Annotated in this window: 25 protein-coding genes, 1 tRNA gene and 1 riboswitch; of the genes, 14 read left to right on the top strand and 12 right to left on the bottom strand. The window is 68.2% G+C overall.

From position 1 onward, the window contains the following. Positions 1 to 27: 27 nt before the first annotated feature. The gene (locus ACIBCN_RS12540) at positions 28 to 573 is read right to left on the bottom strand and encodes a DJ-1/PfpI family protein (protein WP_396991614.1); all 546 of its coding nucleotides are present in this window, start codon (positions 571 to 573) and stop codon (positions 28 to 30) included. A 119-nt stretch (positions 574 to 692) separates the two neighbouring features. Between ACIBCN_RS12540 and ACIBCN_RS12535 the strand changes: the two genes are divergently transcribed. The 5 genes from ACIBCN_RS12535 to ACIBCN_RS12515 all read left to right on the top strand — a co-directional run bounded on the left by ACIBCN_RS12535 (position 693) and on the right by ACIBCN_RS12515 (position 4,886). Continuing rightward, positions 693 to 1,898 (top strand): DNA polymerase III subunit delta', encoded by a 1,206-nt coding sequence (locus ACIBCN_RS12535; RefSeq protein WP_396991613.1) that lies wholly within the window; start codon positions 693 to 695, stop codon positions 1,896 to 1,898. Between the two features lie 72 nt (positions 1,899 to 1,970). Beyond that, a tRNA-Thr gene (locus ACIBCN_RS12530) sits at positions 1,971 to 2,043 on the top strand. A gap of 341 nt (positions 2,044 to 2,384) precedes the next feature. Continuing rightward, a complete protein-coding gene (locus tag ACIBCN_RS12525; protein WP_396991612.1) occupies positions 2,385 to 2,804 on the top strand; it encodes a YciI family protein in 420 nt (139 codons plus the stop codon). A gap of 15 nt (positions 2,805 to 2,819) precedes the next feature. Next, the gene (locus ACIBCN_RS12520) at positions 2,820 to 4,103 is read left to right on the top strand and encodes an RNA polymerase sigma factor (RefSeq protein WP_396991611.1); all 1,284 of its coding nucleotides are present in this window, start codon (positions 2,820 to 2,822) and stop codon (positions 4,101 to 4,103) included. Between the two features lie 171 nt (positions 4,104 to 4,274). After that, positions 4,275 to 4,886 carry a Uma2 family endonuclease gene (locus ACIBCN_RS12515; RefSeq protein ID WP_396991610.1) on the top strand — a complete coding sequence of 204 codons (612 nt, stop codon included), beginning with the start codon at positions 4,275 to 4,277 and terminating at the stop codon, positions 4,884 to 4,886. A gap of 34 nt (positions 4,887 to 4,920) precedes the next feature. On the opposite strand, the gene ACIBCN_RS12510 is transcribed toward ACIBCN_RS12515, so the two are convergent. The 3 genes from ACIBCN_RS12510 to ACIBCN_RS12500 form a co-directional block, all read right to left on the bottom strand. After that, positions 4,921 to 5,211 carry a putative quinol monooxygenase gene (locus ACIBCN_RS12510; RefSeq protein WP_396991609.1) on the bottom strand — a complete coding sequence of 97 codons (291 nt, stop codon included), beginning with the start codon at positions 5,209 to 5,211 and terminating at the stop codon, positions 4,921 to 4,923. A 133-nt stretch (positions 5,212 to 5,344) separates the two neighbouring features. Continuing rightward, the gene (locus tag ACIBCN_RS12505; RefSeq protein WP_396991608.1) at positions 5,345 to 6,397 is read right to left on the bottom strand and encodes an alpha/beta fold hydrolase; all 1,053 of its coding nucleotides are present in this window, start codon (positions 6,395 to 6,397) and stop codon (positions 5,345 to 5,347) included. A gap of 240 nt (positions 6,398 to 6,637) precedes the next feature. Then, on the bottom strand, positions 6,638 to 6,919 hold the full coding sequence (locus ACIBCN_RS12500) for a hypothetical protein (RefSeq protein ID WP_396991607.1): 282 nt from the start codon (positions 6,917 to 6,919) through the stop codon (positions 6,638 to 6,640). A gap of 75 nt (positions 6,920 to 6,994) precedes the next feature. On the opposite strand from ACIBCN_RS12500, the gene ACIBCN_RS12495 reads away from it, so the two are divergent. Genes ACIBCN_RS12495 through ACIBCN_RS12485 form a run of 3 tightly spaced genes read left to right on the top strand, consistent with a single transcriptional unit; the run spans position 6,995 to position 8,130 of the window. Beyond that, positions 6,995 to 7,372 (top strand): glyoxalase superfamily protein, encoded by a 378-nt coding sequence (locus tag ACIBCN_RS12495; protein ID WP_396991606.1) that lies wholly within the window; start codon positions 6,995 to 6,997, stop codon positions 7,370 to 7,372. A 52-nt stretch (positions 7,373 to 7,424) separates the two neighbouring features. Beyond that, positions 7,425 to 7,886: a DUF2752 domain-containing protein gene (locus ACIBCN_RS12490; RefSeq protein WP_396991605.1), complete on the top strand. Its 462-nt coding sequence runs from the start codon at positions 7,425 to 7,427 to the stop codon at positions 7,884 to 7,886. A gap of 55 nt (positions 7,887 to 7,941) precedes the next feature. Beyond that, the gene (locus tag ACIBCN_RS12485) at positions 7,942 to 8,130 is read left to right on the top strand and encodes a hypothetical protein (RefSeq protein WP_396991604.1); all 189 of its coding nucleotides are present in this window, start codon (positions 7,942 to 7,944) and stop codon (positions 8,128 to 8,130) included. Between the two features lie 5 nt (positions 8,131 to 8,135). Here ACIBCN_RS12485 and ACIBCN_RS12480 read toward each other — a convergent pair whose 3' ends face one another. The 3 genes from ACIBCN_RS12480 to ACIBCN_RS12470 all read right to left on the bottom strand — a co-directional run bounded on the left by ACIBCN_RS12480 (position 8,136) and on the right by ACIBCN_RS12470 (position 14,443). Further along, on the bottom strand, positions 8,136 to 9,470 hold the full coding sequence (locus ACIBCN_RS12480; RefSeq protein WP_396991603.1) for a M1 family metallopeptidase: 1,335 nt from the start codon (positions 9,468 to 9,470) through the stop codon (positions 8,136 to 8,138). Continuing rightward, on the bottom strand, positions 9,470 to 13,465 hold the full coding sequence (locus ACIBCN_RS12475; protein WP_396991602.1) for a Pls/PosA family non-ribosomal peptide synthetase: 3,996 nt from the start codon (positions 13,463 to 13,465) through the stop codon (positions 9,470 to 9,472). Before ACIBCN_RS12475 ends, ACIBCN_RS12480 begins: the two co-directional genes overlap by 1 nt. 330 nt (positions 13,466 to 13,795) lie before the next feature. Further along, complete coding sequence (locus ACIBCN_RS12470; protein WP_396991601.1) at positions 13,796 to 14,443, bottom strand: LysE family translocator; 648 nt, start codon at positions 14,441 to 14,443, stop codon at positions 13,796 to 13,798. Positions 14,444 to 14,553: 110 nt separating this feature from the next. After that, positions 14,554 to 14,667, top strand: a riboswitch (SAM riboswitch). A 47-nt stretch (positions 14,668 to 14,714) separates the two neighbouring features. On the opposite strand from ACIBCN_RS12470, the gene ACIBCN_RS12465 reads away from it, so the two are divergent. Next, positions 14,715 to 16,076: an aminotransferase class V-fold PLP-dependent enzyme gene (locus ACIBCN_RS12465; protein ID WP_396991600.1), complete on the top strand. Its 1,362-nt coding sequence runs from the start codon at positions 14,715 to 14,717 to the stop codon at positions 16,074 to 16,076. A 37-nt stretch (positions 16,077 to 16,113) separates the two neighbouring features. Here ACIBCN_RS12465 and ACIBCN_RS12460 read toward each other — a convergent pair whose 3' ends face one another. From ACIBCN_RS12460 to ACIBCN_RS12450, 3 genes are all read right to left on the bottom strand, one after another. Next, positions 16,114 to 16,665, bottom strand: coding sequence for a flavin reductase family protein (locus tag ACIBCN_RS12460; RefSeq protein WP_396991599.1), 552 nt, complete (start codon positions 16,663 to 16,665; stop codon positions 16,114 to 16,116). Between the two features lie 187 nt (positions 16,666 to 16,852). Continuing rightward, positions 16,853 to 17,329, bottom strand: a complete 477-nt coding sequence (locus ACIBCN_RS12455; protein ID WP_396991598.1) for a YbaK/EbsC family protein — start codon at positions 17,327 to 17,329, stop codon at positions 16,853 to 16,855. Positions 17,330 to 17,382: 53 nt separating this feature from the next. After that, the gene (locus ACIBCN_RS12450; RefSeq protein ID WP_396991597.1) at positions 17,383 to 17,703 is read right to left on the bottom strand and encodes a 2-oxo-4-hydroxy-4-carboxy-5-ureidoimidazoline decarboxylase; all 321 of its coding nucleotides are present in this window, start codon (positions 17,701 to 17,703) and stop codon (positions 17,383 to 17,385) included. 479 nt (positions 17,704 to 18,182) lie between these two features. Between ACIBCN_RS12450 and ACIBCN_RS12445 the strand changes: the two genes are divergently transcribed. From ACIBCN_RS12445 to ACIBCN_RS12425, 5 genes are all read left to right on the top strand, one after another. Then, a complete protein-coding gene (locus ACIBCN_RS12445; RefSeq protein WP_396991596.1) occupies positions 18,183 to 19,004 on the top strand; it encodes a crotonase/enoyl-CoA hydratase family protein in 822 nt (273 codons plus the stop codon). Between the two features lie 88 nt (positions 19,005 to 19,092). Further along, positions 19,093 to 19,599, top strand: coding sequence for a MarR family winged helix-turn-helix transcriptional regulator (locus ACIBCN_RS12440; RefSeq protein WP_396991595.1), 507 nt, complete (start codon positions 19,093 to 19,095; stop codon positions 19,597 to 19,599). Then, a complete protein-coding gene (locus ACIBCN_RS12435; RefSeq protein ID WP_396991594.1) occupies positions 19,596 to 21,404 on the top strand; it encodes an MDR family MFS transporter in 1,809 nt (602 codons plus the stop codon). The genes ACIBCN_RS12440 and ACIBCN_RS12435 overlap by 4 nt, the downstream gene beginning before the upstream one ends. A gap of 88 nt (positions 21,405 to 21,492) precedes the next feature. After that, on the top strand, positions 21,493 to 22,749 hold the full coding sequence (locus ACIBCN_RS12430; RefSeq protein WP_396991593.1) for a sensor histidine kinase: 1,257 nt from the start codon (positions 21,493 to 21,495) through the stop codon (positions 22,747 to 22,749). Continuing rightward, positions 22,737 to 23,381, top strand: coding sequence for a response regulator (locus ACIBCN_RS12425; RefSeq protein WP_396991592.1), 645 nt, complete (start codon positions 22,737 to 22,739; stop codon positions 23,379 to 23,381). The genes ACIBCN_RS12430 and ACIBCN_RS12425 overlap by 13 nt, the downstream gene beginning before the upstream one ends. Before the next feature lie 53 nt (positions 23,382 to 23,434). On the opposite strand, the gene ACIBCN_RS12420 is transcribed toward ACIBCN_RS12425, so the two are convergent. Both ACIBCN_RS12420 and ACIBCN_RS12415 read right to left on the bottom strand, forming a co-directional pair. After that, complete coding sequence (locus tag ACIBCN_RS12420) at positions 23,435 to 24,955, bottom strand: alpha/beta fold hydrolase (RefSeq protein ID WP_396991591.1); 1,521 nt, start codon at positions 24,953 to 24,955, stop codon at positions 23,435 to 23,437. A gap of 60 nt (positions 24,956 to 25,015) precedes the next feature. Further along, the gene (locus ACIBCN_RS12415; RefSeq protein WP_396991590.1) at positions 25,016 to 26,206 is read right to left on the bottom strand and encodes a serine hydrolase domain-containing protein; all 1,191 of its coding nucleotides are present in this window, start codon (positions 26,204 to 26,206) and stop codon (positions 25,016 to 25,018) included. Positions 26,207 to 26,339 lie beyond the last annotated feature (133 nt).

Here is a 26,339-nt window from a genome sequence, read left to right as displayed (position 1 = left end):
CGCGCGACCCGCGAACGGCTTACCGCGCTATTTGCCGAGCACCCTGCGGAATTCACGCATCCACGCGGGATGGTCGGGCCAGGCGCGGCCGGTGACGATGTTCTCGTCGACGTAGGCCTCGCTGTCCACGAACTTGGCCCCGGCCGCCTCGATATCCGGGGCCAACGCCGGGTACGCGCTGCACGAACGGCCGACCAGAACGCCTGCGGCAGCGAGGATCAGCGGTCCATGGCATAGCGCGGCGATGGGTTTACCCGCCTCCGCGAAGTGCCGTGCCAGGCGCTGACAGTCCCGGTTGTTGCGCAGATACTCCGGTGCCCGGCCGCCCGGCACCACCAACGCGTCGTAGGTGGCCGGATCGACATCGGCGAACGCGACGTCGGCCGGCCAACTGTGCCCGAGCTTTTCGGTGTAGGTATCGAAGCCATCGACGAAGTCGTGCACCACGAACTGCAGCTGCTTGACCGCGGGGGCCGCGATGTGCACTTCGTGGCCCTCTTCGAGCAGGCGTTGATACGGGTACATAACCTCGAGGTCTTCGGCCGCATCGCCGGTGATCAACAGGATTCTCACGGTGATTCCACCTCCTTCTCGAGGATCCGCCCGGCGGTCGGCACGGTCAATACCCGCGTGCGCGTCGCCCGGACCCGACCGGGCGATCTGTGTCGGTGCGGGCGGCTAGGGTGTACGGCGTGGCAGGTGTCTTCGATCGGTTGGTCGGCCAGGATGCGGTCGAGTCCGCGCTCACGACTGCCTCGGTCGCGGCCCGCGCGGAGGTCGTCCAAGGGGCGATGACGCACTCGTGGCTGTTCACCGGCCCGCCCGGATCGGGGAGATCCGTTGCGGCGCTGTGCTTTGCGGCCGCGTTGCAATGCACCGATCCCGGCAGTCCGGGATGTGGCCGCTGCCATGCCTGCACCACCACCATGGCGGGCACACACGGCGACGTGCGCCGGGTGATCCCGGAGGGCCTGAGCATCAGCACCAAGGAGATGCGCGAGATCGTGCAGATCGCCTCGCGCAGGCCGAGCACCGGCCGGTGGCAGGTGGTCGTCATCGAGGACGCCGACCGGTTGACCGAGGCCGCGGGCAACGTGCTGCTGAAGGTGGTCGAGGAGCCGCCGGACCGGACGGTGTTCCTGCTGTGCGCGCCGTCGGTCGACCCCGAGGACATCTCGGTGACCCTGCGCTCCCGCTGCAGGCACGTGCACCTGGTGACACCCTCGGTGCCCGCCATCGCGCGGGTGCTGCGGGAACGCGACAAGCTCGATGAGAAAACCGCGAACTGGGCGGCCTCGATCAGCGGCGGACACGTCGGTCGGGCCCGCCGCCTGGCCACCGACGCCGAGGCGCGCGAACGCAGGCAACGCGCCCTGGCCCTGGTCGCCGCCGCCTCGAAGCCCGGTGCCGCCTATGCCGCCGCCGACGAACTGGTCAAGGCCGCCGACGACGAAGCCAAACAGATGAGCGCGGGCCGCGACGGCCGCGAGCGCGAAGAACTGGCCACCGCGATGGGCGCGGGCGGCACCGGCAAGGGCGCGGCGGGCGCCACCCGCGGTTCCGCGGGCGTGCTGAAAGACCTGGAGCGCCGCCAGAAGTCACGCGCCACCCGCACCGGCCGCGATTCCCTCGACCGCGCCCTCATCGACGTCGCCGGTGTCTACCGCGACGCGCTCGCCGTCCGCTTCGGCGCCGCCCGCAACGGCTCCGGCGTCGCCCTCACCCACCCCGACCTGTCCGACCAGATCCACGACCTGGCCGACCGCGTCCGCCCCGAGGGCCTACTCAAATCCATCGACGCCGTCCTGGCCTGCCGCGAAGCCCTGGACGTCAACGTCAAACCCCGCTTCGCCCTGGCCGCCCTGGCCGCCGCCCTGATGGCCGCCCAATCCACCTGACACCGCCCCCGGTGACCACCCGTTTTCGCGATCCACCCCCCAAGACGATAGACTCGCCACGCCGAAAGGCACGCCGCCTTAGCTCAGTCGGTAGAGCGCTTCACTCGTAATGAAAAGGTCGCGAGTTCGATTCTCGCAGGCGGCTCAGGTCCTGTGGCCCCTGCATGCGGATTCGCATGCGGGGGCTTTTTCGTCGTCCGAGCGCGGATTTCATACGCGCGCACTGTTATTCGGCATCGCTCTTGCTGTAGTAGACGGTGATCGACGGCCAGTTGCCGTCCGCGGCGATCTCGTTGGGCAGGATCAGGTACGTCCCCATGGCAGGGCCGAGGTTACGACGGTGCGCAGCGACCAGTCGACCAGCGCGAGGCGGACTCGGTGCCCGAAAAAGAAATTTCGAGGGCGTGTCGATCTTTGGTTCCACCCGTTCGACCTAAGGGTGAAAGGGTCCAGAGGGGACCCGGATGAACCGAGGAGACGGAAACCATGAAGTACATGCTGGTGATGCGCGCGACGGACGAGGCATATGCGGGGATGGGGCAGATCGACTTCGACAAGATGCTGGAGACGGTCGGGCGGTTCAACGAGGAGCTGATCCGGGCCGGGGTGCTGCTTGCGGCCGAGGGACTCGAGGCGCCGGCTGAGGGTGTGGTCGTCGACTACTCCGCCGAGCCGCCCATCGTCACCGACGGCCCCTATGGTGAGACCAAGGAGTTGTTCGGCGGGTTCTACATTCTCAATGTGGCGTCGAAGGAGGAGGCGATCGAGTGGGCCAAGCGGATGCCGATGGCCGGGCCCGGTTTCAAGACCGAGATCAGGCGGGTTTCCTCGATCGACGAATTCCCGCAGGACAACGAGTGGATTCAAAAGGAGCGGGCGTGGCGCGAAGCCACCGGCCAGCTCTGACCGGGGCGGCGGGCGATGGCCGAGCACACTGGTCGTGAGGCCGTCGCCGCCGTCTGGCGGATCGAGTCCGCGCGGATCGTCGGCGCGCTGGCGCGCTACACCGGCGATTTCTCGCTCGCCGAGGACCTCGCGCAGGAGGCGATGGCCGAAGCGCTGGTGACTTGGCCTCGCGACGGGGTGCCGAACAATCCCGCGGGGTGGCTGCTCACCGTTGGCAGGCGGCGGGCCATCGACGCGTTCCGGCGGCGGTCCGCCCTCGATGATCGGTACACCGCGCTCGCCCACAACCTGGGCGAGGGCGGTGCCGTCTCGGGCAGCGAACCGGCCGAGCCGACGGCAGCCGGTGACGTGCTGTGGGATCCGGACCAGATCGATGACGACATCCTCGCGCTGATGTTCATCTCCTGCCATCCGACGCTGTCCCGAGACGCCAGGGTCGCGCTCACGCTGCGCGTCGTCGGTGGTCTGACCAGCGACGAGATCGCCAAGGCGTGCCTGGTGCCGACCGCGACCGTGCAGGCCCGCATCACCAGGGCGAAGAAGACGCTGGCCGCGGCCAAGGTGCGGTTCGAGGTGCCGTCGGCGCAGGAGCGGGCCGCGCGGCTCCCCTCGGTGCTCAACGTGGTGTATCTGATCTTCACCGAAGGATCCTCGGCCAGTTCCGGAACCGAGCTGATCCGGTCCGAACTCGCGAGCGAGGCGCAGCGACTGGCCAGGGTGCTCGCCCGATTGGTGCCGAACGAGCCTGAGGCGCAAGGACTTCTGGCGCTACTCGAGCTCACGGCCGCACGGTTTCCCGCGCGCACCGGACCGGATGGATACCCGGTGTTGTTGGCACAGCAGGACCGTCGTCGCTGGGACCACGCTGCCATCCGCCGTGGCCGCGCCGCCTTGGACAGCGCGAGCCGGGTCGGCCGAGGTCTCGGCGCCTACGGCCTGCAGGCCGCGATCGCCGAATGTCACGCTGTCGCAACATCAGTCGAGCAGACAGCCTGGGACCGCATCGTCCTGCTCTACGAAGCCCTCGGCCGCCTGGCCCCCTCCCCAGTGGTCGACCTCAACCGTGCGGTGGCGGTATCGATGGCGCAGGGACCGGCGGCTGCGCTACTGTTTGTCGACGAGTTATCCACCGCCCCAGCACTTTCAGGCTCGCATCTGCTGCCGAGCGTACGCGGCGAACTACTGATCCAGCTGGGCCGAACAGCGGAGGCGCGCGCCGAATTGGCGCGCGCTATCACCTTGTGCGGTAACGACCGTGAGCGAGCGGTCCTATCCGACAAGCTCGCCGCGCTGGACTGAGCACCGACTGCTCATCCAATGGGACATGGTGGCGGTGACACGCCGCCGTGGCAGCTGCCGTGTTCCGTTCGCTGACGTTGCGGGCAAACTCCCTGGCTAGGCGGCCAGTCGGACAACTACTATTGCGGCATGTCTCTCCCGAGCATCGAGCGGCCTGACCTCCCTGAGTACATGACCTGGGAGGAGTTGCAGCGACTCCCAGAGGAGATCGCCGAGCAGATCGAGCTATGGGATGGTCGCGTCGTCTGGGTTCGTCGCGGTCCCAGCGAGCATCAGGTTCTCACCGGACGTCTGTGGGCCGCTCTAGAGCGTTGCTCACGGAAAGGAATGTCGGAGCATCCGGAGTGCTGTTGGCGAGTGACCTTCGAGACGAACGTCTTTCTGGGACATACCGGAAAGTCAGATTTCCTGACACCCGACTTCTTGGTCCACCGCTGCCTCGAGTCCTCGTATCAGGATGTTCGTGCCGCTGATGCCTTGCTGGTCGGTGAGGTGCTGTCCCCGTCGAACACACAGTCCGATATGGAGGCCAAGAAGGGTCGCTACGCTAGCGCGAAGATTCCTTGGTACTGGGAGGTGAGTCTGGCGCGAGAGTCGATCGCGATCGCGACCGTTCGTGCCTATGCGCTCGAAACGGGTCACGGGCAGCTTCCTGACGGAGTTCACCCGCTCCGTCCGGTCAACTACATCTTGGCCGGTGAATGGACTCCCGCCGACCCTGCTGGTATCGAGATCGAGTTTCCGTTTTCGATCAACATTCCATGGTCCGAGGTCGAGTTCTGACAGTTGAGCGACAGGAAGGCGCGGGCTCGCCGTCTCAGGCGAAGGGGTCGCGTTCGTCGGTGACGGTGTATTTCATGACGTGGTTGTTCTTGATGGGGATGCCGGGGTCGGGGGCGTCGGCTATGGCTCGCCGGGCTTCGAGGTTTTCGGGGGTGTCCCAGCGTTCGAGGATGTTGACGCGGCCCGGGTCGATGGGGTCGGCGGTGATGGCGCAGTCGAGACAGCCGGGGGCTGAGCGGCAGCGGCTGAGCAAGTCGTGGAAGGCGCTGACCAACGCGTCGCGGTGGGTGGGGTCGACTTCGGTGTAACCGGCGATGATCAACATTCGTGAAACCTCTTCTGCCGAGGGGTGATTGCCTGCTCAGCAGTAAGGACGGCGTCGATCCGGCGAACTAATCGGTGCCTGGGTGTTGCTCCTGGGCCGGGCGCCGTTGACCAGCCCAGGAGAACGAGTGGGGTCAGCCGGCGACGGCCGTGCGCAGCGTGGCCTGTTGGGCGACGAGCTCGAGTTCCGCGTTGAAGCGGTCGGCGGCCTCGATATTGCCGAGGTGGCCGGTGGGCCAGCTGTGGTAGGCGGCGAGGTGGCCGGTGCGGGACAGGGTGTCGGCGATGCGGCGGGCCATCCGCTCCGGCAGCAGTCGGTCGTAGCTGCCGGAGATGACCGTGGTGGGGATGGTCAGGTGGGCGGCGCCGTCGCTGACGTCGAGATCGGCCAGGGCGGCGGCGTGCTTGCCGCGGGCCAGCGGGCGACAGGAGCGGACGATGCCGAGGGCGAAGTTCACCTCGTCGGCGGTGGCGTGCTTGCTCATCACGCGGTCTTTGAGTACCGCGCCGACCAGCCAGCCGCCGGGCAGCGGGACCGGGCTGCTCAGTACCGTCTCGGAGACGAAGGTGGGCAGCCGGACAGGGGCGCCGAGCAGCGTGATCGGCTTGTTCTGCACGATGAGCTGCTTGTTCAGCAGGGGGAGCAGGTCGGTGTCGTACCGGATGTTGCCTGCGGTGGTGTTCAGCAGGATGGCGGCGGAGGCGCGGCGGGTGACCTGCTCGGGATAGCGAGCTGCCCACGCCTGCACGGTGATTCCGCCCATGCTGTGCCCGGCGAGCACGGCGCGCTGGCCGGGGCGCAGGGTGGCGTCGAGGACGGCGGACAGATCGTCGGCGAGGGTTTCCCGGCTCGGCATGCGCCGCCCGAGATCGCTGGCGCCGTGCCCGCGCTGGTCGTAGCAGACCACCCGGTAGCGATCGGCGAACGCGTTGATCTGCGGATTCCAGTACTCGATGCTGCAGCTCCAGCCGTGGATCAGCACGATGACGTCGCCGTCGGCGGGGCCGTAGGCGTGCACCCGCAGGCGGGCGCCGTCGACGGTGGTGACCGGAATGATCTCGAGGGGAGCGGTGGGAGCGTTCAACGACGCGGTCCGGAAGGTGCGTGATCGCAGTCCGGCACGATAAGCGGCGGTCAAGGCGCCGTTACGCGCGTCCGCCAAAGTCTTCATCGACTTCACCAGCATCGGGCACTCCTTTGTGTCTGCCGCCACAGTACAGTGCAAGCTAAGTGCTTGCTAGTGCAAGCGCGCCGGGGCGGAACTTCTGGCTCATAGGGTTGAATACCCGGAAGTCGGTGCAGTGACACTGTCTCTCTTCACAAATATTCGCGTCGCGAGCTGGCCTCTGTTGTCTTCATCGCCAATGACGCAGGGTCGCGTTAGCTCGCGAAAGTGGCGATCCAGTAACGGTTTCCGCGCACCCGCTCAACCGGCGGAGTTCAACGCGGTGATCACCTCGGGGAGCACAAGGCACACCTGATCGTCCGGATGGAAGTCGCTCGGCACATCGCCGCGGTGCGGCGCGCGGACGAAGACCACCACGGAGGAACCGTCGCCGGGATCGATCTCGACCGCGACCATCCGGTCGCTGTCGTCGTCGAGGTCGTGGTGCTTGGGTGCGGACCAGTGCCCCACATGCCCGAAATCGAGCTTGCGAGTCGCGTTGACCGCGAATCCGTCGAGCCGGGTAATTCCAGCGGCATCCACGGTGGAAATCATACTCTACCTGCGAAGATAGGGAACAGATTCGATCTTGTCGGACCCCGGTGCGATGATCGTCGGGTGGCTTCCGATGAGATCGGTTTCGCAGCGCCCATCCCCGTACTGCGCATGTTCGATGTCGCGCGGGCGTACGAATTCTATTGCGACTACTTGGGTTTCACCGTCGACTGGGAGCACCGATTCGGCGACGACTTCCCGCTATACGCGCAGGTCTCGCGGGGTGCCGCGAAAATCCACCTCAGCGAGCATCACGGTGACGGCACGCCGGGCACCGTCGTGTGGATCGCGGTGGCCGACGTCAAAGCGTGGCACGCCGAGCTAGCAGGCAAGGAGTATCGCTACGCCAAGCCGGGACCGCCGGAGGACGGCCCGGGTGGTCCCGGATTCGAGCTGGTCGACCCCGCCGGCAACACCTTGCGCTTCGCCCAGCCCGACTAGACCCACGTCATCCTGTGGCGGTGAGCAAGGACGCACCGTTACCGTTGATGCTGTGGACAGCACGCACGTGGCACCGGAACCGGCGGCGCAGCAGGATTCAGTACCGACCAAGCCCGGTCTGCGCGGCGTAGGAGTGCCGCTGCTGGTTGCGGGGGTGGGCATCGGATTCGGCGTGCTGCTGCACCTGCGCGACCCGCACGTCGACGGTTCCTACGGTGTGTGCCCGGTCTACGCGCTGACCGGATGGTGGTGCCCAGGCTGCGGCGGTATGCGCGCCGTGCACAACCTGACCGACGGCCACCTGCTGGACGCGTTGCACAGCAACCTGCTTTCGATTCCGCTGGTCCTCGCCTTCGTGCTGTGGGTGACCGACTGGTCCCTGCGCGCCTGGCGCGGCCAGCGCATGCGCCTGCCCTCGATCAGTCCCACCGTGATGTGGACGTTCTTCGCGCTCTTGACGGTCTATACCGTGCTGCGCAATACGCCGTGGGGCACCTGGTTCACCCCGGTCTAGTCCGATCCGGTGTGTCCGCGCGATTCACCCGGCGTGGACCGGGCAAGCTGCACCCATGAGTGATTCACTGAAGGACCGCGTCCGGTCGAAGCTGTTGCGTCAGCTCGCGGAGGACGGCGCACCGGACGTCGAACAGGACGATCCCCGCCAACTTTCGGTCGGCTCCGATCTCGAAGCACTCGACAACGTTGCCGACGACGACCCCCTCGTCGAAGAACTCGCTTCGCGATATCTGGTGTTCTGAGCGAACTACGCCGCCGAGGGCGGGAGCTGCGGCAGCGGTTTCCCGGCCAGCCAGCTGTCCCACAGCGGCCGCAACGGAATCCGGCTGTAATGCCCCGCCAGATCGGTGAACTCCTCGGTACTCACCGAGCCGTGCCGGTAGCGAATCGTCCACTCCCGCAACAGATCGTAGAAGCCGAGATCGCCGAGCTCGAGCCGCAACGCGTGCAGCGTGAGCGCGCCGCGCTTGTAGACCCGATCGTCGAACATGTGCTGCGGCCCCGGGTCGCCGACGGCGATATCCTGCGGCTGCCTGGACAGATTGTGCCGGGCCGCGCGGGCGAGCTGATCGGCCGTTGGGCCGCCCGCTTCCTCGGACCAGATCCATTCGGCGTAGCAGGCGAAGCCCTCGTGTAGCCAGATATCGCGCCACTGCCCGATGGTGAGACTGTTGCCGAACCACTGGTGCGCCAACTCGTGTGCGACCAGCCGCTCGGCTCCGCGCCTGCCGTCGCAGTGGTTGGCGCCGAAGATGGAAATGCCCTGTGCCTCGATCGGGATCTCCAGATCGTCGTCGGTGACGACCACGGTGTATCCCTCGAACGGGTAGGGCCCGAACCGTTCGGTGAAGATCTCCATCATCTGCGGCTGGCGGGCGAAGTCGTGCTCGAAGTTGGCGCGCAGCCGGGCCGGGGCGACGGCATGCATGGGCACCGAGTTGGCCGGGGCAACGATGCGATGCTTCTGATACGGCCCGACCTGGATGGTCGCCAGATAGGTCGCCATCGGCTCGGCCTGCTCGTACACCCAGGTGGTCTGGCTCGCCTTGACCTGCTTGCGCAGCAGCGTGCCGTTGGCCAGCGCGTAGTACGGGCTGTCGGTGGTGATCGAAATCCGGTAGCTGGCTTTGGAACTCGGATGGTCGTCACACGGGAACCAGGACGCCGCGCCGTTCGGCTGGCTGGCCACCAGCGCGCCCTCGGTGAGCTCCTCCCAGCCGACCGCGCCCCACGGTCCGCGCACCGGGCGTGGGATGCCGCCGTACTGCACGACCAGCGAGAGCACACCGCCCGCCGGAATGCGCTGCTGCGGTGTGATCACCAACTTGCCGCGCTGATGGGTGTACTTCGCGGCCTTGGCGCCGTTGACGAACACCTTGGACACGGTGAGCGCCTGGGACAGGTCCAGCGAGAAGCGCGGCTGCACAGCGGTGGTCACCGCGGTGATCTCCGCGCGGCCCGCCAGCCGATTGCTGGCCACCCGGTAGGTGAGGTCGAGTTCGTACCGCGATACCCGGTAGCCCCGATTTCCGTTCTGCGGCAGGTATTCGTCGATAGGTGCTTCGTAGAACTTCTCCGGCATCAGCGGGGCGCTCCCGGGTCGCCTCCGAACCAAGGCGCGATCGGGTTGCCCCACCAGCGGGTGGACGGGGGAACGGTGTCGCCGCGCATGACCAGCGAGGCGGGGCCGATGGTCGCGCCCTCGCCGATGGTCGAGGCGGGCAGCGCGACGCAATGCGGGCCGAGGGTGGCGCCCGCGCCGAGGGTGACCGTATCCATGGACATGATGCGATCGTGGAAGAGATGGGTCTGCACGACGCAGCCGCGTTCCACGGTCGCGCCGTCACCGAGTGTCACCAGGTCCGCCTCCGGTAGCCAATAGGACTCGCACCATACCCCGCGGCCGATCTTGGCACCGAGTCCGCGAAGCCACAGGTTCAGCACCGGTGTACCCGTCGCGGCGCGCGCGAACCACGGCGCGGCAACGGTTTCCACGAAGGTGTCGGAGACCTCGTTGCGCCACACGAACGAGCTCCACAGCGGATGTTCCTCGGCGCCGATCCGGCCGACCAGCAACCATTTCGCGGCGACCGAAATCGCGCCCGCGATGGCACCGGCGGCCAGCAGCACCAGGCCGCTGAGCAGCGCGGCGGGCAGGTGGCCGAGGCTCTGCGCGAGCCAGGCGAGGGTGAACAGCACGCCGAGGCCGATGGCGAAGGTCACCAGCACCGGGAACAGCCGGCAGGTCTCGACGATGCCGCGCGCGATCCGCAGCTTCGGCGGCGGATCGAAGGTGCGGGCGGTGTCCGAGCTTTCCGGTGCGCGGCGCAGGCGCACCGGCGGACTGCCCAGCCAGGACGAGCCTGCCTTCGACTTGGACGGCGCGGCCGAAAGGACCGCGACCAGACCGTTTTTCGGCACCCGCCGACCGGGCGCGGTCATGCCCGAGTTGCCGAGGAAGGCGCGTTTGCCGACCTTGGCCTCGCCGATGCGCAGCCAGCCGCCGCCGAGTTCGTAGCTGGCGATCATGGTGTCGTCGGCTAGGAAGGCGCCGTCGGCGACGGTGGTGAACTTGGGCAGCAGCAGTACGGTCGACGCCTCGACGCCCTGGCCGATCTTCGCGCCGAGCAGACGCAGCCAGATCGGCGTGAGCAGGCTCGCGTACAGCGGGAACAGGAAGGTGCGCGCGGAATCCAGCAGCCGCTCGGTGGACCAGACCTGCCAGCCCGTCCGGCTGCGCACCGGGTGATAGCCCTCCCGTAACCGGAAGCTGAGCAGTCGCACCAAGATGATGGTGATCGCCGCGTAGACCGCGAGGCTGAGCAGCGTGGCGACCGGCAGGATCGCGAAGGCGCGGCCCAAACCACCCGCGAGCGTGCGGGTGTCGCGGATGAACCAGGCGATGAAGAGGCCGCCCGCGCCGAGTCCCAGGATGGGCACAGCGGCGAGCGCTATGGAGGTAACACCGAAGATCGCCACCCAGTGCGCCGCCCGATCGGGCGTGTGCCCGGGCCAGCGATGGTGCGCCTTACCGATTTTGGCGGCGGGCGAGCCGGCCCACTCCTGCTCGGCCTTGACCTTGCCCGACACCGCGGAGCCGGGCGCGACCTCGGCGTTCTTGCCGATTCTGGTGCCGGGCAACAGGATCGATCGGGAGCCGACCACCGCGCCGGAACCGACGGTGACCGGGCCGATGTGGACGACGTCGCCGTCGATCCAGTACCCGGACAGGTCGACCTCGGGTTCCACGCTGCAGCCGTCGCCCAGTTCGAGCATGCCGGTGACCGGCGGGAGGGTGTGCAGGTCGACGCCGTTGCCGATCTTCGCGCCGAGCGCCCTGGCGAACGGCACCATCCACGGTGCGCCGGAGAGGTTTTCGGCACCGCTGGCCTCGGACAGGCGCACCGCCGCCCACAGCCGCAGGTGCACCGAGCCGCCGCGCGGATACCGGCCGGGTTCGACGCCGCGCAGCAGCAGCCGGGCACCGGCCACGCAGATCGCCATCCGGCCGAGCGGTGAGATGAAGAGCAGGAACGCCACCAGGGTCCACCACCAGGACAGGTGCGGCAGCCACGGCAGCGAGCCGGACCAGCCCGCGGCATTGCCGACGATGGCCAGCCAGGTGAGCCATTGCAGGCCGGTGAGTGTGGTGAGCGGAATGGTGGCCAGCACCTGAGCGCACTGCGCGCGCAGCGGCGTCGGTCGCACGACGCGCTCTTCGACCGCGACGGCCGGTGTGCTCCGCTCCAGCAGTTCCACCAGCGCGCCGAGGCGGGGGTGGTCGTAGAGGTCGGCGACGGTGATCTGTGGATAACGCGCGCGCAGCGCGGTCACCATCTGGGCCGCGGCCAGCGAGCCGCCGCCCAGGTCGAAGAAGTCCGCGTCGAGATCGGTGACCTCGCCGCCGAGTACCGAATCCCACAGTCCGGCAACCCATTGCGCGGTGCCGGTGAGATCGTTGTCGGCGTCGTCGTCGGTGCTGTTCGGCAGCGGCCACGGCAGGGCGTTACGGTCGACCTTGCCGGAGGTGCGGGTCGGCAGTTCGTCGACCACCGCGAGCCTGGGCACCAGCGGCGCCGGAAGGTGTTCGGCGAGTTGGGCTCTGGCGGCTCTGGTGTCGAAATCGGGGCCGGTGCCGGCGAGGTAGCCGACCAGGATCTTGTTGCCCGCCTTGGTGGTTCGGATCGCGGCGGCGGCGCCGGTGACGCCGGGCAGGTGCTGCAGCGCGTTGTCGATCTCGCCGAGTTCGATGCGGCGGCCGCCGAGCTTGATCTGGTCGTCGGCGCGGCCGAGGAAGACCAGGCCCGCGCTGTCGTTGCGGACCAGATCGCCGCTGCGGTAGGCGCGATCCCAGCCGACCGAGGGCAGCGGCGCGTACTTTTCGGCGTCCTTCGCGGGATCGAGGTAGCGGGCCAGGCCGACGCCGCCGATCACCAGTTCGCCGGATTCGCCCTCGGCCACCGGGTTTCCGGCCGCGTCGATCACCACGAGGTCCCAGCCGTCCAGCGGCAGCCCGATCCGGATGGGCCAGGAGCCGTCGAGCAGCGCGGCGCAGGCGACCACGGTTGCCTCGGTGGGGCCGTAGGTATTCCACACCTCACGATCCGTATCGGTGTTGGATTCGCCGCGTTCGCGGTGCCCTCCGTGGTTATGCTCCGCTGCCTCCTCCGGGCCCGTCGCTCGCGCGGCGGTGTTCCCCGCAAGACGTTCGGCGAGCTCGGGCGGCACCGCTTCACCACCGAAGATCAACAGCCGGACGGCGTCCAGCGCCTCGGCGGGCCAGGTGGCGGCCAGCGTCGGTACCGTTGACACGATGCTGATTTCGCGCCGCACCAGCCATGGGCCGAGATCGGCGCCGGTGCGGACCAGGTCGCGCGGGGCGGGGACGAGGCAGGCGCCGTTGCGCCAGGCCAGCCACATTTCCTCGCAGGAGGCGTCGAAGGCGACGGAGAGTCCGGCGAGCACCCGGTCACCGGGACCGATCGGGGCATCCGGCAGGAACAGGCGGGCCTCGGCGTCCACGAACGCGGCGGCGTTGCGATGAGTCACCGCAACACCTTTCGGCGTTCCGGTGGAGCCGGAGGTGAAGATGATCCAGGCGTCGTCGGTGGGGGTCGGCAGCGTGCTGGTGCTCGCGTCGGCCGGATTGTCCGCTGCGGCACGGATTCCCGCCGGCGTCGTCGCGATGCCCGCCGCGGTGACGATCGCGGTGACCTGAGCCTCGCCGAAGACCAGCTGGGCTCGCTCGTCCGGGTCGTCGGCGTCGACCGGCACATACGCGGCGCCCGCGTACAGGACGGCGAGGATGGTCAGGTAGAGCTCCCTGGAGCCCGACGGCATCCGAACGCCGACCCGGTCGCCCGGCCGCACGCCCGCCGTGGCGAGCCTGGCCATGGTCTTCTCGATCTCGACGACGAGTTCGAGGTAGCTGAGCACCACCTGGCCGTCATCGATGGCGGGTGCGTCCGGATGGGTCAGCGCGGTCGCGGTCAGGATGTCGACGAGGGTCCGGGCCTGCGGCGTGTGCGCGGTCCGGAGTAGTGGGTCAACCGTCACATCAACCTGTGGTTGGAGCATGACGCCCTGCCCACCTCCCATTCGACCTGCCTCGCACTTCCCTGGTGTTGTTTGTGTCATAGCTGGGTTACCAGTTGGCAAACGCCCTGGTGACCAGTTGTCCACGGTACTCGGGGTTGTCGACGTTTGTTGCTCACCGCCGCGGATGCCGCTCGGGAGAACGCGGGCGGGGTTGTTGCAGGTCGTGGCGATTTCTGCCGGGCGCGCCGAAGCAAGGCCTGGTGGGCGGGTTACCCGGTGGGTTCGCTGGGCGGTCGCTGAACCGACCTGCTCAACCCGGTGTGATTCCCCTCATCGGCCTGGTGATCCTGCAGCTCAGGGCGTTTCGGGTCACGCCGCGGAGGCGGCGGTGCCGACGCCGAGGGCGGTCAGGATGGCGGCGCTGGCAAGTTCGAGCCGATCCCGGATCCTCGGGCGGCGCAGCAGCGCGACCGCGCGAGCGGCGGCCAGCGCCAGGAGCACCATCGCGACCGCCGCAATCGACGATTCGACGGCACCGAGCGCGAGGGTGTTGGCGAAGGTGACCTCGGTCAGGAATTGGGGCAGCACGGCGAGATAGAACAGGCCGACTTTCGGGTTGAACATGCACGAGACAACGCCCGCGGTGAACGCCGAGCGAACCGATGCGCGGGTGCCGCCGCCCGCCTTCGCGATGCCGGCGGCGCCGTCGGATTCCTGGCCGGCCCTGCGCTGCCGCCGTTGCTCGAGCAACGCGCGAATACCCAAGTACACCAAGTAGATTCCACCGATCAGCTTGAGCGCGCGGTACGCCGTCGCCGACTGCTCGAGCAGCGTGGCGACGCCGGCGGCGACCACCACCGCCCACAGCAGCCCGCCCAGCGACGACCCGATCGCGGCCGCGACGCCCGGTCGCGCGTCGACCAGCGAGAACCGCAGCACCAGGAACGAATCCGGCCCCGGCGTGAGCGCCAGCAGGACGCATAGGCCGATGAAGCTGATCAGCAGCGAAAGTGACACCTCACGATGTGAACTCAGAACGGCCGAATTGGCAACGCTTTATTGCCCGCCGACACACGCGGCGGCGCCGTGGTTGACAGCGCCGGGGGACATCTGCCAATCTCGGGATAGGTCATGAGTACCAGCGTTCAGCCCCGGCTTGCTGGTCGGCAACCCTCCTCCGCGGTGGGGTGCTCCGGGTGACGACCGGGCTGACACCCGACCGGGTGCGGCAAGCGCGGACTCGACGAATCGTCTGATTGCGGGTCCCAGAGCCGACGGGATTTTCGTGATGACTGCTGTGGTAACTCAGGACGCCAGGGGACGGCAGACGGCGGAGTCGGCGGGGTGGGTAAGCTCTGCCCCCCTCGCCCGGGTATCCGGCGACGACCTCCAGGTGCCCCTCGTCCAGGGCGGGACGACCACCTACGCCAACTTCGACTACGCCGCGAGCGCACCCGCATTGGCCCAGGTCACCGACCGGGTACAGCAACTGCTGCCGTTCTACGCGAGCGTGCATCGCGGCGCGGGCTACGCCTCGCGGATCTCCACCGAGTGCTACGAGGCGGCCCGCGGTTCGGTGACCCGCTTCCTCGACGCGACCGACGACCAGGTGGTGGTGTTCACCCGCAACACCACCGACTCGCTGAATCTGCTCGCGTCCTGCGTGCCCGGCGACACCGTGGTGCTCGACATCGAGCATCACGCCAACTTCCTGCCGTGGACCAGGCACGGCCGCCGCGTCGTGCAAGCCGCGGCCACCGTCGAGGAGACCGTCGGGCGGTTGGTCGCCGAGCTGTGTAGCAAGCCCGCCGCGCTGCTCGCGGTCACCGGCGCGTCCAACGTCACCGGCGAGGTGCTGCCGCTGGAGCGCCTGGCCACCATCGCCCACCAGTGCGGCGCCCGCATCCTCGTCGACGCCGCTCAGCTCGCGCCGCACCGGCGAATCAGCCTGCGCGACACCGGCATCGACTACCTCGCGTTTTCCGGGCACAAGCTGTACGCGCCGTTCGGCGCGGGCGTGCTGGTCGGCCGCCGCGACTGGCTCGACACCGCGCAGCCCTACCTGGCCGGTGGCGGCGCGGTCCGTGAGGTCACCACCACCGGCGCCGAATGGGCGCCCGCGCCGCAGCGGCACGAGGGCGGTTCACCCAACGTGCTCGGCGCCGCCGCACTCGCCGCCGCCTGCGACGCGCTCAGTCGAATCGACGCCGACACCCTCGCCGCGCACGAACACCGCCTGGCCGACCGACTGCGCGACGGCCTCGCCGCCATCCCCGGCGTCAACCTGCTGCGCATCTGGAACGACGCCCCCGACACGGTCGGCATCGTCGCCTTCACCCTGGACGGCTTCGTCCCCGGCCACGTCGCCGCCTACCTCTCCGCCGAACACGGCATCGGCGTCCGCGACGGCCGCTTCTGCGCGCACCCGCTGCTCGCCCGCCTCGACCTCGACGGTGCCCTCCGCGCCAGCATCGGCCTCGGCACCACCCTCGCCGACGTAGACCGGCTCATCGAAGCCGTCGCCACCCTCGTGCGCACCGGCCCGGCCTGGAACTACGCCACCACGCAAGGACTTTGGAACCCCACCCCCGAAACCCGCCCGTTCACCTCCGAAGCCTCGATCGGCGCGGCGCCCTGCCTCGTCGGCTAGTCCGGCAATAGCGGTCGTCCGACCTGGACGACCGCGCTCAGTCGCCGAGTTTGGTCGGGCGGTGGTAGCGGCCGTTGTAGTAGAGCAGGGGAGCGGCGGCGGGAGTTTCGTTGGTGTTGTCGTGGACTCGGGTCACCAGGCCGACGACGAGGGTGTGGTCGCCGAGCGGGATCAGTTGGTGGATGGTGGCGCGCAGCCAGATGGGGGTGCCGTGCAGGACCGGTTCGCCGGTGTCGAGGGTGGTCCACAGCGAGCGGTCGGTGAAACGGTCCGCAGCTGTGCGGGCGAAACGCTGAGCCAGGTCGTGCTGGTGTTCGCCGAGGAAATGGATGACGACGGAGTCGGCATCGAGCAGAGCGGTCAGGCTGGAAGAGGTGTGCGCGATGTTGAAGGACACCAGCGGGGGCGCCAGCGACAGCGACGCGAAAGACGTCGCGGTGAAGCCGATCGGGCCGTTCGGAGAGTTCAGCGTGACAACGGTGACGCCCGCCGGATAGTGGCGCATCGAGGCGCGGAATTGCTCGGCGGTGATTCCGCTCAGATCATCAGGGACCTGGAAATCCGTGGCGGGCCGTTCTGCTTCGGTCACCCGCCCAAAACTACGCCGTCCCGCCTCTCCGCGTATTTAGGCCAGACTTAGGTGGGGTGAGGGTGGCGTTGGCGACCGGCAGTATGGACGGGGTGGGGTAGCCGGTGCCCGGTGAGTTACCCATGTGCTTGCGAGATCAGTGGTGGCGGTGGGTTAAAGAAAAAGGCCGGCTGGGCTGATGTGTGAGTCAGTCGACGTCTAGGGGGAGGCCTGCGGTTATTCGGACCAGTTCGTGGAAAGAGGTACGGAACACTGTGTTCGGGTGGCCGCCTGCGGCCCAGACCTCGCGGTGGTTCGACAGGGCGGTGTCTACCCAGGTGGGGAGGTTGGTGGGGTGGCCGACGGGGGCGATGCCGCCGATCGGCTGGCCGGTGACCTCGCGGACCATTTCGGCGGGGGCCGGGGTGAGGGTGCCCTCCAGGCGCTTTCCGGTGGATTCGAGGTCTACCTCATGCGCGCCGGAGACCAGGAGCAGCACCGGATCCTCGTCCAGCAGGAAGACCAGGGCGGAGGTGATGGCACCCACCTCGACGCCGAGAGTTCGCGCGGCATCTTCGACGGTGGGGGTTGGTGCCGGCTGGGTCACGATGACACCGTGATGGCCTCGGGCGATGAGGGTGTCCGCGACTCGGCAGGCGATCGGTGGCAATGTCGACCTGCGCATGCCACCAGAGTAGAGCGATTGCGGATGGTGCGCCGGGCTACTCGACGAATGCGTCAGTATTCCGGATAGCCCTCGCTCGGCCCGAGCAGCAGCGCAATACGCGCCCGGGTGATCCGCGCCAACTCGGTCCTGCTGCCATCCGAGACCTGTTCGTGCGCAACTGCTTCGAATGCCCGATCGAGATCACCCTCGGACAACGCGAGCAACCCGATATCGGCCTCTGCCAGCAGCGCGTCCCGATCCGGATAAGGTCTGGCGTCCGCGAGCTCGGCAGCCCAGGTGACATTGCCGCAGCAAGAGAAGAGCGCGTGTATCGCACGGGCGCGGGAGATTTCGTTGAATCGCTCGAGACCGATTCCTCGATGCATCAGCATGATCGCCTCCGACTCGAAGATTGAGGTTTGCTGACCGTCTCCATAATCCGCTTCCTGACGAGGTGGGACCTAGTGCGCCGCACCGATTTTGCGCAGGGCTGTGTTATTGGCCGCGCGGGCGCGGCGTGTTCGTGGCCCCCGGTGTCTCGCGTCCGAGCTGTCGAGACTCGCGCCTGCGGCGCATGCGCTTCGACAGCTCGGACGCGAGACGGGCCACGAACGCGCTCGCAGAACTCGCGCTGTGGTGGTCGAGTGAGAGCGGATTCGACAGCTCGGACGCGAGATGGGCTACGAACGCGCTCGCAGAACTTGCGCTGTGGTGGTCGAGCGGATTCGCCAGCTGGGACGCGAGATGGGCCACGAACCCGCTCGCAGAACTTGCGCTGTGGTGGTCGGGTGAGAGCGGAGGGGCCTCGGCTGTGCTGACGCATTCCGGGATGGGGAGGGTCCGCCCTCCGCCAGCTCGATACGCTGTACAAATGACTGATTGGCAGGCTTTCACCGTAGAAACGAAGGACCACGTCGCGCAGGTGACGTTGACGGGTCCCGGCAAGGGCAATGCGATGGGCCCCGATTTCTGGCGGGAGTTGCCGGATATCTTCCAGGGGCTCGACGCCGATCCCGAGGTGCGTGCGATCGTGCTCACCGGGTCGGGCAAGCACTTCTCCTATGGCCTGGATCTGCCCGCGATGAGCGGCATGTTCGGCCCGTTGATGGCCGACAAGGCGTTCGCCGCGCCGCGCACCGAGTTCCTCGTCGAGCTGCGCAAACTGCAGGCGGCGGTGACCGCGGTGGCGGATTGCCGCAAGCCGGTGATCGCCGCGATCGCCGGCTGGTGCATCGGCGGCGGGCTCGACCTGATCGCCGCGGTCGACATCCGCTACGCCAGCGCGGACGCGAAGTTCAGCCTGCGCGAGGCGAAGGTCGCGATCGTCGCCGACATCGGGTCGCTGCACCGGCTGCCCGGCATCATCGGCGAGGGCCAGCTGCGTGAGCTCGCCTATACCGGCAAGGACATCGACGCCCAGCGGGCGGAGAAGATCGGCCTGGTCAACGACGTGTTCGCGGATCAGGAGGCGGCGCTGGACGCGGCACACGCCACGGCACGCGAGATCGCCACCAACCCGCCGCTGGTGGTGCAGGGTGTGAAGGACGTGCTCGATCAGCGGAACAAGGACCAGGTGGCCGCCGGGCTGCGCTATGTGTCCGCGTGGAACTCCGCGTTCCTGCCGTCGGAAGACCTCACCGAGGCGATCAAAGCGGTGTTCGAGAAGCGGGCACCGGAGTTCAAGGGCAAGTAAAGCTCTGTAAATCACTTGCCCCAGTAGGACGCTCGTCCGCATACTTGCATCGCGCAACTAATTGATTGATGCAAGCAAAGGTTTGGGTTTGGACGAGCAAACGGTCGACACGATCGCGATGCAGCTCTCCCGATTGCAGCGGATTCGCGACCGCACCGCGGCACAGATCGGCACGTGGACCAAGGACGGTCTCGATCCCGCCGCGTACGGCACGCTGCTTCGGCTGTGCTGCGACGGTCCGATGCGATCGGGCGCGCTGGCCGGGGCGTTGCACTCGGACGCGTCGACGGTGAGCCGTCAGGTGGCACAGCTGGTCGGCAAGCAGTTGGTCGAGCGGCAGGCCGACCCGGCGGACGGGCGGGCCACCGTGCTCGTCGTTACTGAACGTGGCCGGACGGTCGCCGAAGAGGTCCGTAGGCGGCGCAACGAGAACCTGTCCCGGGTGATGGCCGAATGGGCGCCGCAATCCCGGGCCGAGTTCGCCGAACTGCTCCGGCAGTTCGTCGACGACTTCGAGCGCACCAGACCCGAGATGATCGCAGCGATGCGCCGCAATTGGGATCAGACCTTTATTGGGACGGAGAAAGAGACGTGACTACAGCCGAGAAGGTGGAGGCGCCTCCCGCGTTCACTCATCGCCAGATCTTGGTGATCCTGAGCGGATTGATGCTCGGGATGCTGCTCGCGGCGCTGGACCAGACGATCGTGTCCACCGCGATCCGCACCATCGCCGACGACCTGGACGGCTACTCGTTGCAGGCGTGGGCGACCACCGCCTACCTGATCACCGCGACGCTGGCGACGCCGCTGTACGGCAAGTTGTCCGACATGTTCGGCCGCAAGCAGTTCTTCATGCTGGCGATCGCGATCTTCATCGTCGGCTCGCTGCTGTGCACCATCTCGCAGTCGATGTACGAGCTGGCGGCGTTCCGCGCCGTGCAGGGCATCGGCGCGGGCGGGCTGATGTCGCTGGCGCTGACCATCCTCGGCGACATCGTCGGGCCGCGGGAGCGCGCCAAGTACCAGGGTTACTTCCTGGCCGTGTTCGGTACCTCCAGCGTGATCGGCCCGGTGCTCGGCGGCGTGCTCGCCGGGCAGGACACGATCCTCGGCGTGAGCGGCTGGCGCTGGGTGTTCCTGGTGAACGTGCCGATCGGACTGATCGCACTCGCGGTGGTGTACCGGGTGCTGAAGCTGCCGAAGCGGCCGCATTCCACCGACCGGGTGGACTGGTGGGGCGTGTTCGTCCTCGCGGTCGGTCTCGTCCCGCTGCTCATCGTCGCCGAGCAAGGGCGCGAATGGGGTTGGGCCAGTGGGCGTTCCATCGCCTGCTACCTGATCGGCGTGCTCGGCATCATCGGGTTCGTGTTCATCGAGAAGGCGCTGCGCGATGCGGCGCTGATCCCGCTGCGGATCTTCAAGAACAAGACCTTCGCGCTCGGCGTGGTGATCTCGTTCGTGGTCGGCGCGGGCATGTTCGGCGGTATCTCGCTGCTGCCGCAGTACCTGCAGGTGGTGCGCGGTGCCAGTCCGACGATGGCGGGTCTGCAGATGCTGCCCATGGTGCTCGGCCTGATGACCGGTTCGGTGGTGTCGGGCCAGCTGATCTCGCGGACCGGCCGCTACCGCAGCTTCACCATCATCGGCGCGTCCATGCTGACGCTCGGGCTGTTCCTGCTGCACTTCCTCACCGCCGACACCCCGCTGTGGCTCGCGATGATCTTCATGGCGTGCACCGGTTTCGGCCTCGGCAACCTGATGCAGCCGCTCACCCTGGCGCTGCAGAACGCGTTGCCGCCCAAGGACATGGGCGTGTCCACCGCGGCCGCGACCTTCTTCCGGCAGATCGGCGGCACGCTCGGTGTCGCGGTGTTCCTTTCCATCCTGTTCGCCCAGCTCACGCCGAACATCTCCGACGAGATGCGCAGTGCGGCAGCCGATCCGCAGTTCCAGCACGCGGTAGTCGAGGGCGCGCAGAGCAGTAATCCCGCCGACGTCGCGTTGTCGAAAGGCCTGCTCGCGCAGGACACTTCGGCCGCGGGTGCGGTACTGAAGGACAGCTCGGTCATCCAGCAGCTGAGCGCGGAGCTGGCCCGCCCGTTCAAGGTCGGCTTCGCGGAATCCATGTCGACGGTGTTCCTGTCGGCGACCGCCATCGCGTTGCTCGCGCTGATCCTGGTGCTGTTCTGGCGCGAGGTGCCGCTGCGAATGGTCAGCGGCATCCAGGCCGCCAAGGACGCGGCGGCCAGCGAGTCGAACTCGGTGATCGATGCCGAGTCGCGGGTGGTGGATCAGGCCGGGCTGCTGCTCGGTGGCGGCGAGGCGGTGAGCCCGCCGAACGGCGGCGGCTACCGCGACGGCGCCGCGGGTAGGTCGTCGGAAGGTTCCGGTTCGGCGTGACCGGATCCGGTCCCACCGCGCCCGGGTCGATGAGGGACTCGGGTGCGGTGGCGACCGGGCGGCCGCGGCCGCCGACCACTCTGACAGCATGACCGGGGTGATGGTGGCCCTGTGCGCGGCGCGCGACCGATTGCGGCGCCTGCCAGGTGCGATCGGGTATCTGGTGGTCGGCGGCGCGACGTCGGTGCTCGCGATGTTCGCGGTGATCGGCCTGCTGCTCGTCGGCGCGTTCTGCGTGATCGGTGTGGGCATACCGGCGTTGCCCGAGGCGATTCGGCTGGTCCGGCCGTTGCTGTCGTTCGAACGGCGCAGGGCGGCACGGCGTCTCGGTGAACCGATCGCCGAGGCGTATCAACCCTTCACGGGTGGGCTGCGGCAGCGGGTGACCACGGTGTTCACCGATCCGGCGAACCGCCGCGACTTCGCCTGGCTGGTCGTGCACACGCTGACTGGAATCTATGTCGCGCTCTTCACCGTCGCATTGCCCCTCAGCACGCTTGTTCAGCTGGTGACCCCGGTGATTTGGCAGCTTGTTCCGCCGGGGGAGCTGACCAGCTACGGATTCGAGGTCAATTCGTGGCCGCGGGCGGCGCTGAGCTTTCTGATCGCGTTCCCCATCGGGTTCTTGTCGCTACAGATTCCGCTGGTGGCGCGCTGGCAGACGCTGCTGACCCGTGCTCTGCTCGGTCCCGCGGAGGGCATCGTGCTCGCGGACCGGGTCGCCGCGCTGACCGCGACCAGGGCCGCCGCGCTGGACGCGCACGGCGCCGAGCTGCGCCGGATCGAGCGCGACCTGCACGACGGTGCGCAGGCCAGGATCGCGGCGGTGATCATGCAACTCGGCCTGGCCGATCAGCTGCGTGACCAGGATCCCGAGGCAGCGCGAGGACTGGTGCGCAAGGCGCAGGACACCGCGACGGCCGCGCTCGCCGAACTCCGTGACGTGGTCCGCAACGTCTACCCGCCGGTGCTCGCCGACCGCGGGCTGGTGAGCGCCATCTCGGCGATCGCCGCGCGCAGCCCGATCCCGTGTCTGCTCGACTCGAGCGAAGTGGGCAGGCGGCCCGCGGCGGTCGAGGCGGCGGCCTATTTCGTCATCACCGAGGCGCTCACCAACGCCACCAAACATTCTGGTGCCGAAGGCCTTTCGCTGACCATCGGCGGCCCGCCCGAGTTGCTGCGGATCGAGATCGGCGACGACGGCGTCGGCGGTGCCGTCGAGACCTACGGCGGCGGCCTGGCCGGCATCCGGCGCCGGGCCGAGGCGCTCGACGGCAGCATGGTGCTGACCAGCCCGCCCGGTGGCCCTACTGTGTTGCGGGTGGAGTTGCCGTGCGGGTCATGATCGCTGAGGACGACGCCCTGCTGCGGGAGGGTCTCGTGCTGTTGCTGAGCACCGCGGGCATCGAGGTGGTCGCCGCCGTGGACAACGCGGACGATTTCCTCGCCGCGGTGGCCGCGGACCGGCCGGACGCGGTGGTCGTGGATATCCGGTTGCCGCCGACATTCACCGACGACGGGCTGCGCGCGGCCGTCAGCGCCAGGAAGCTGCATCCCGGCCTGCCGGTGCTGGTGTTGTCGTCCTGGGTGGAGGACAGTTACGCCGCCGAGCTGCTCGGCGACGGCGCGGGCGGGGTGGGTTATCTGCTCAAGGAACGGGTCGGCAAGGTGGATCGCTTCCTTGATTCGCTGCGCCGGGTCGCCGCGGGTGGCACCGCGATGGACCCCGAGGTGATCTCGCAGCTGCTGGTGCGGCGCAAGTCCGATGATCCGCTGGCGGCGTTGACCGTTCGCGAGCGCGAGGTGCTCGCGCTGATGGCCGAGGGACACAACAACGGGACCATCGCCGAGCGGCTGGTGGTCACCGAAGGCGCTGTGCACAAACACATTCGGAGCATTTTCGCCAAGCTCGGACTGTCCACCGAGGACGTCGGTCATCGCCGGGTGCTTGCCGTGCTGGCCTATCTGAACGCGTGAATGCCTGAACCCGTGCGGGATTCAGGCAGACGCACATCAGCTGAGGACGAGGACTAATCCGCTCGGCAGGTGGTATCGGAGGTAGGCAGCGTGCCGTCGCGCAGGTACGCGTTCACCGCCGAATACACGCAGGTGTTCGGAAAGCGGCCGAAGATGTAGTGGATCGACACATCCTGCAGGGTGACGAAGGCGGAACCGGTCATCTTCTGGTGCAGCGCGACCGCGCCCTGGTACGCGGTGCGGGTGTCGCCGGTGGCATTCAGGATCAGGCTCGGCACCGAATTGCTCACTACCGTAGGCGCTTCCGCGGGCGGTGCCCAGAACGCGCACGACGTGATGTTGTTGGCGAACGCGCCGAACACCGGCTGGCTCGCGCGAGCAGCCTCGATGTTGCGTAGATAGAACGCGGGGTCGCGCGGTGCGGCGACGTCGCCGCACAGGACGGCCATCTGTGGTGAACCGTCCCCGTCCTTGGTGTCGAAGATGTGCTCGAGATTGCCCTTCAGCTGGTCGTCGGGCTGCACGGCCTTGCCGTCGGCCGCGTCGACGAGCTGGCGCACTTGACCGGCAATCATTTCGTAAGCGCGCTGGTCGTCGAGCCCGACGAAGATCAGCGTCGGCACGGTGTGATCGTCGATCTCGAACCCGCCCAACCGAATCGGCTGCTTTGCCGACCGCTGGATCAGGTCCGTCACGGTGGCGCGCACCGCGGCGCGGCTGCTGCCGAAGTGATACTCGCCGTCGTGCGCGGCGGCCCAGTCCGCCCACAGGTCGAGGGCCGCCTCGTTGACCGGGCCCATGGCCTGCATCATGCCGACCGAACCATAGGTGTCCGGATCCGCCGCGCTGTCCAGCACGATCCGGTCACTGCGCTCCGGGAACATCTGGGTGAACACCGCGCCCAAGTACGTGCCGTACGAGGTGCCGAAATAACTGACCTTGCCGACACCGAGCGCACCTCGGATCACATCCATGTCGCGTGCGGTGTTGCGGGTGGTGATGAACGGCAGCCTGGCCGCTTCCGTCGCGGCGCACCGCGCCGCCAAGTCAGCTTGTGTCGCCACCGATTCGGCGAAGCTCGCGGCATCGACCCCGGCCGATTCCAGGCCGAAGCCGCGCGGCCAGTGGCAGTTGACCGCCGCGGAACGCCCGATCCCGCGCGGATCCATGCCGATGAGGTCGTACTGTGCCCGGACGTCGGGGGTCATGGCGGCGCCGACGCCGATCATGAAGTCGAGACCGGCGCCGCCGGGGCCGCCCGGGTTGGACAGCATCACGCCGCGGCGCTTCGCGGGCTCCGGCGACGCGAGCCGGGAGATCGCCACGGTAGTGGTGGGCCCCTGCGGGTCGGCGTAATTCAGCGGGACCGTCACCACGGCGCACTGGCCGCCGGCGGGATCCAGCTTCGGGTTGTCGCAGGCTTTCCAGTCCAGCTGCTGCTGGTAGAAGCGGTCCAGCGCAGGCGGTTCCGCCTTCGCGGTGGCGTCCGGGCCCGCGCAGCCGACCAGTCCCACGCAGGCCACCAGGCCGGTGACCGAGGCCAGGACGGCCGTCAGCGCTCTCGTGCGTTTCACTGTTGATCCTTCGATGTCATTCGGCCGCAACCGATATCGGCGCGGCGAGGCGAGCAGGCGTCAGGCGGAGCACAGGGCGGCATCCAGCACGGCGGTGACCGTTTCGGCGGTCTCCTCGCTGGTCGGCAGCTGGTTCACCGTGACGGTCACCGCGGTGCCGTCCGCGATCACGCCATTGCGGGTCTCGAAGCCGGGAATGCTGCCGCCGTGCCCCCACACCTCTTTGCCGCACGGCGTGGTGTGATGGATGAGCGCGAGACCGTAATCGGCGCCGGGCATCCGGTCGAACGGCACGGTGCGCTTCATCTCGGCCAATTGCGCTGGGGCCAACAGCTTTCCGGCCAGCAGCGCGGTGAAGAACCGGTTGAGATCGGTCGGGGTGGCGACCATGTCGCCCGCGGTGCCGCCCCAGGACGGGTCGAGGTCGGTGAAATCGACCGACTTGCCGTGCACTACGTGATAACCCTGGGGGTGCGCGCCCCGGATGGTCGTTTCGCCCGAGGCGGGGACGTAGGTGTCGCGCAGGCCGAGCGGCTCGATGATCCGGCGGCCGATCTCCTCGGCGGCCGGATGCCCGGTCACCCGCTCGATCAACAGGCCGGCGATCAGGTAATTGGTGTTGGTGTAGACCGATTTCGCGCCGGGTTCGAAGTTCGGCGGCGCGGTCATCGCCCGGCGAACCAGGTCGGTCATGTCGAAGTGCTGCCAGCGCAGGGCCTCGTCGTCCGGGTTCAGCTGTTCGGAATGGTCCTGCACGATGCCGTCTTCGGAACCGTGGCCGAGGTAGTCCGGGAGGCCGCTGGTGTGCTGCAACAGCTGGCGGACCGAGATCCGGTTGCCGTCGTTGCCGGAGCCCTGCACCAGGCCGGGCAGGTAGCGCTCGATCGGCGCATCTAGGTCGACCTTGCCCTCGGCGACCAGCTGCATGATCACGGTGGCGACGAATGTCTTTGTGTTGCTGCCGATCCGGACGCGACCGTCGGCCGGGAACGGCGCATGGGTGTTCAGGTCGCCGAACCCCGCGGTGAAGGTGCGATGGCCGCCCGGGCCGTCGATCACCACCTGGACGCCGGGAGTGCCGTTGCGCACCACGTTGTCCATCGCGGTGGCGACCGCGGGCGGTGCGGTCTTCGCCGAATCCCGCGGCGCCGACTTCGCCGTCTCACCGCCGCACGCGGACGCGGCGAGTACCGCGCCGACCACTGCGGCCGCGAGGGCCGCCTTTCCGGAGTTGCGCCGAAATGGGTTCATGAGCAGTGCTTTCCTCCTGTTCGAGCCGGAAGGCATGGGTGCGTCCCCGACGCTTTCGAGCCTAGGAATCGGCGGCCGTCCGGCCCATGCCGCGCGCACCCGAATGCTGGGTATTGCCTGCGGGTGCCGGATG

Source organism: Nocardia sp. NPDC051052 (genome assembly GCF_044456045.1).
Taxonomy (GTDB): Bacteria; Actinomycetota; Actinomycetes; order Mycobacteriales; family Mycobacteriaceae; genus Nocardia.
Note: the sequence above shows the minus strand (reverse complement) of the source record. Positions and strands in the feature narration are given on the sequence as shown.

What these genes read in the sequence shown, in the direction of transcription:
- ACIBCN_RS12465 (WP_396991600.1), top strand. Translation starts at nt 14,715, where the DNA reads ATGACTGCTGTGGTAACTCAGGACGCCAGGGGACGGCAGACGGCGGAG.
- ACIBCN_RS12430 (WP_396991593.1), top strand. Translation starts at nt 21,493, where the DNA reads ATGACCGGGGTGATGGTGGCCCTGTGCGCGGCGCGCGACCGATTGCGG.
- ACIBCN_RS12480 (WP_396991603.1), bottom strand. Translation starts at nt 9,470, where the DNA reads ATGCCGGAGAAGTTCTACGAAGCACCTATCGACGAATACCTGCCGCAG.
- ACIBCN_RS12475 (WP_396991602.1), bottom strand. Translation starts at nt 13,465, where the DNA reads ATGCTCCAACCACAGGTTGATGTGACGGTTGACCCACTACTCCGGACC.
- ACIBCN_RS12485 (WP_396991604.1), top strand. Translation starts at nt 7,942, where the DNA reads ATGAGTGATTCACTGAAGGACCGCGTCCGGTCGAAGCTGTTGCGTCAG.
- ACIBCN_RS12510 (WP_396991609.1), bottom strand. Translation starts at nt 5,211, where the DNA reads ATGTTGATCATCGCCGGTTACACCGAAGTCGACCCCACCCACCGCGAC.
- ACIBCN_RS12515 (WP_396991610.1), top strand. Translation starts at nt 4,275, where the DNA reads ATGACCTGGGAGGAGTTGCAGCGACTCCCAGAGGAGATCGCCGAGCAG.
- ACIBCN_RS12525 (WP_396991612.1), top strand. Translation starts at nt 2,385, where the DNA reads ATGAAGTACATGCTGGTGATGCGCGCGACGGACGAGGCATATGCGGGG.
- ACIBCN_RS12520 (WP_396991611.1), top strand. Translation starts at nt 2,820, where the DNA reads ATGGCCGAGCACACTGGTCGTGAGGCCGTCGCCGCCGTCTGGCGGATC.
- ACIBCN_RS12505 (WP_396991608.1), bottom strand. Translation starts at nt 6,397, where the DNA reads ATGCTGGTGAAGTCGATGAAGACTTTGGCGGACGCGCGTAACGGCGCC.
- ACIBCN_RS12445 (WP_396991596.1), top strand. Translation starts at nt 18,183, where the DNA reads ATGACTGATTGGCAGGCTTTCACCGTAGAAACGAAGGACCACGTCGCG.
- ACIBCN_RS12455 (WP_396991598.1), bottom strand. Translation starts at nt 17,329, where the DNA reads ATGCGCAGGTCGACATTGCCACCGATCGCCTGCCGAGTCGCGGACACC.
- ACIBCN_RS12450 (WP_396991597.1), bottom strand. Translation starts at nt 17,703, where the DNA reads ATGCTGATGCATCGAGGAATCGGTCTCGAGCGATTCAACGAAATCTCC.
- ACIBCN_RS12415 (WP_396991590.1), bottom strand. Translation starts at nt 26,206, where the DNA reads ATGAACCCATTTCGGCGCAACTCCGGAAAGGCGGCCCTCGCGGCCGCA.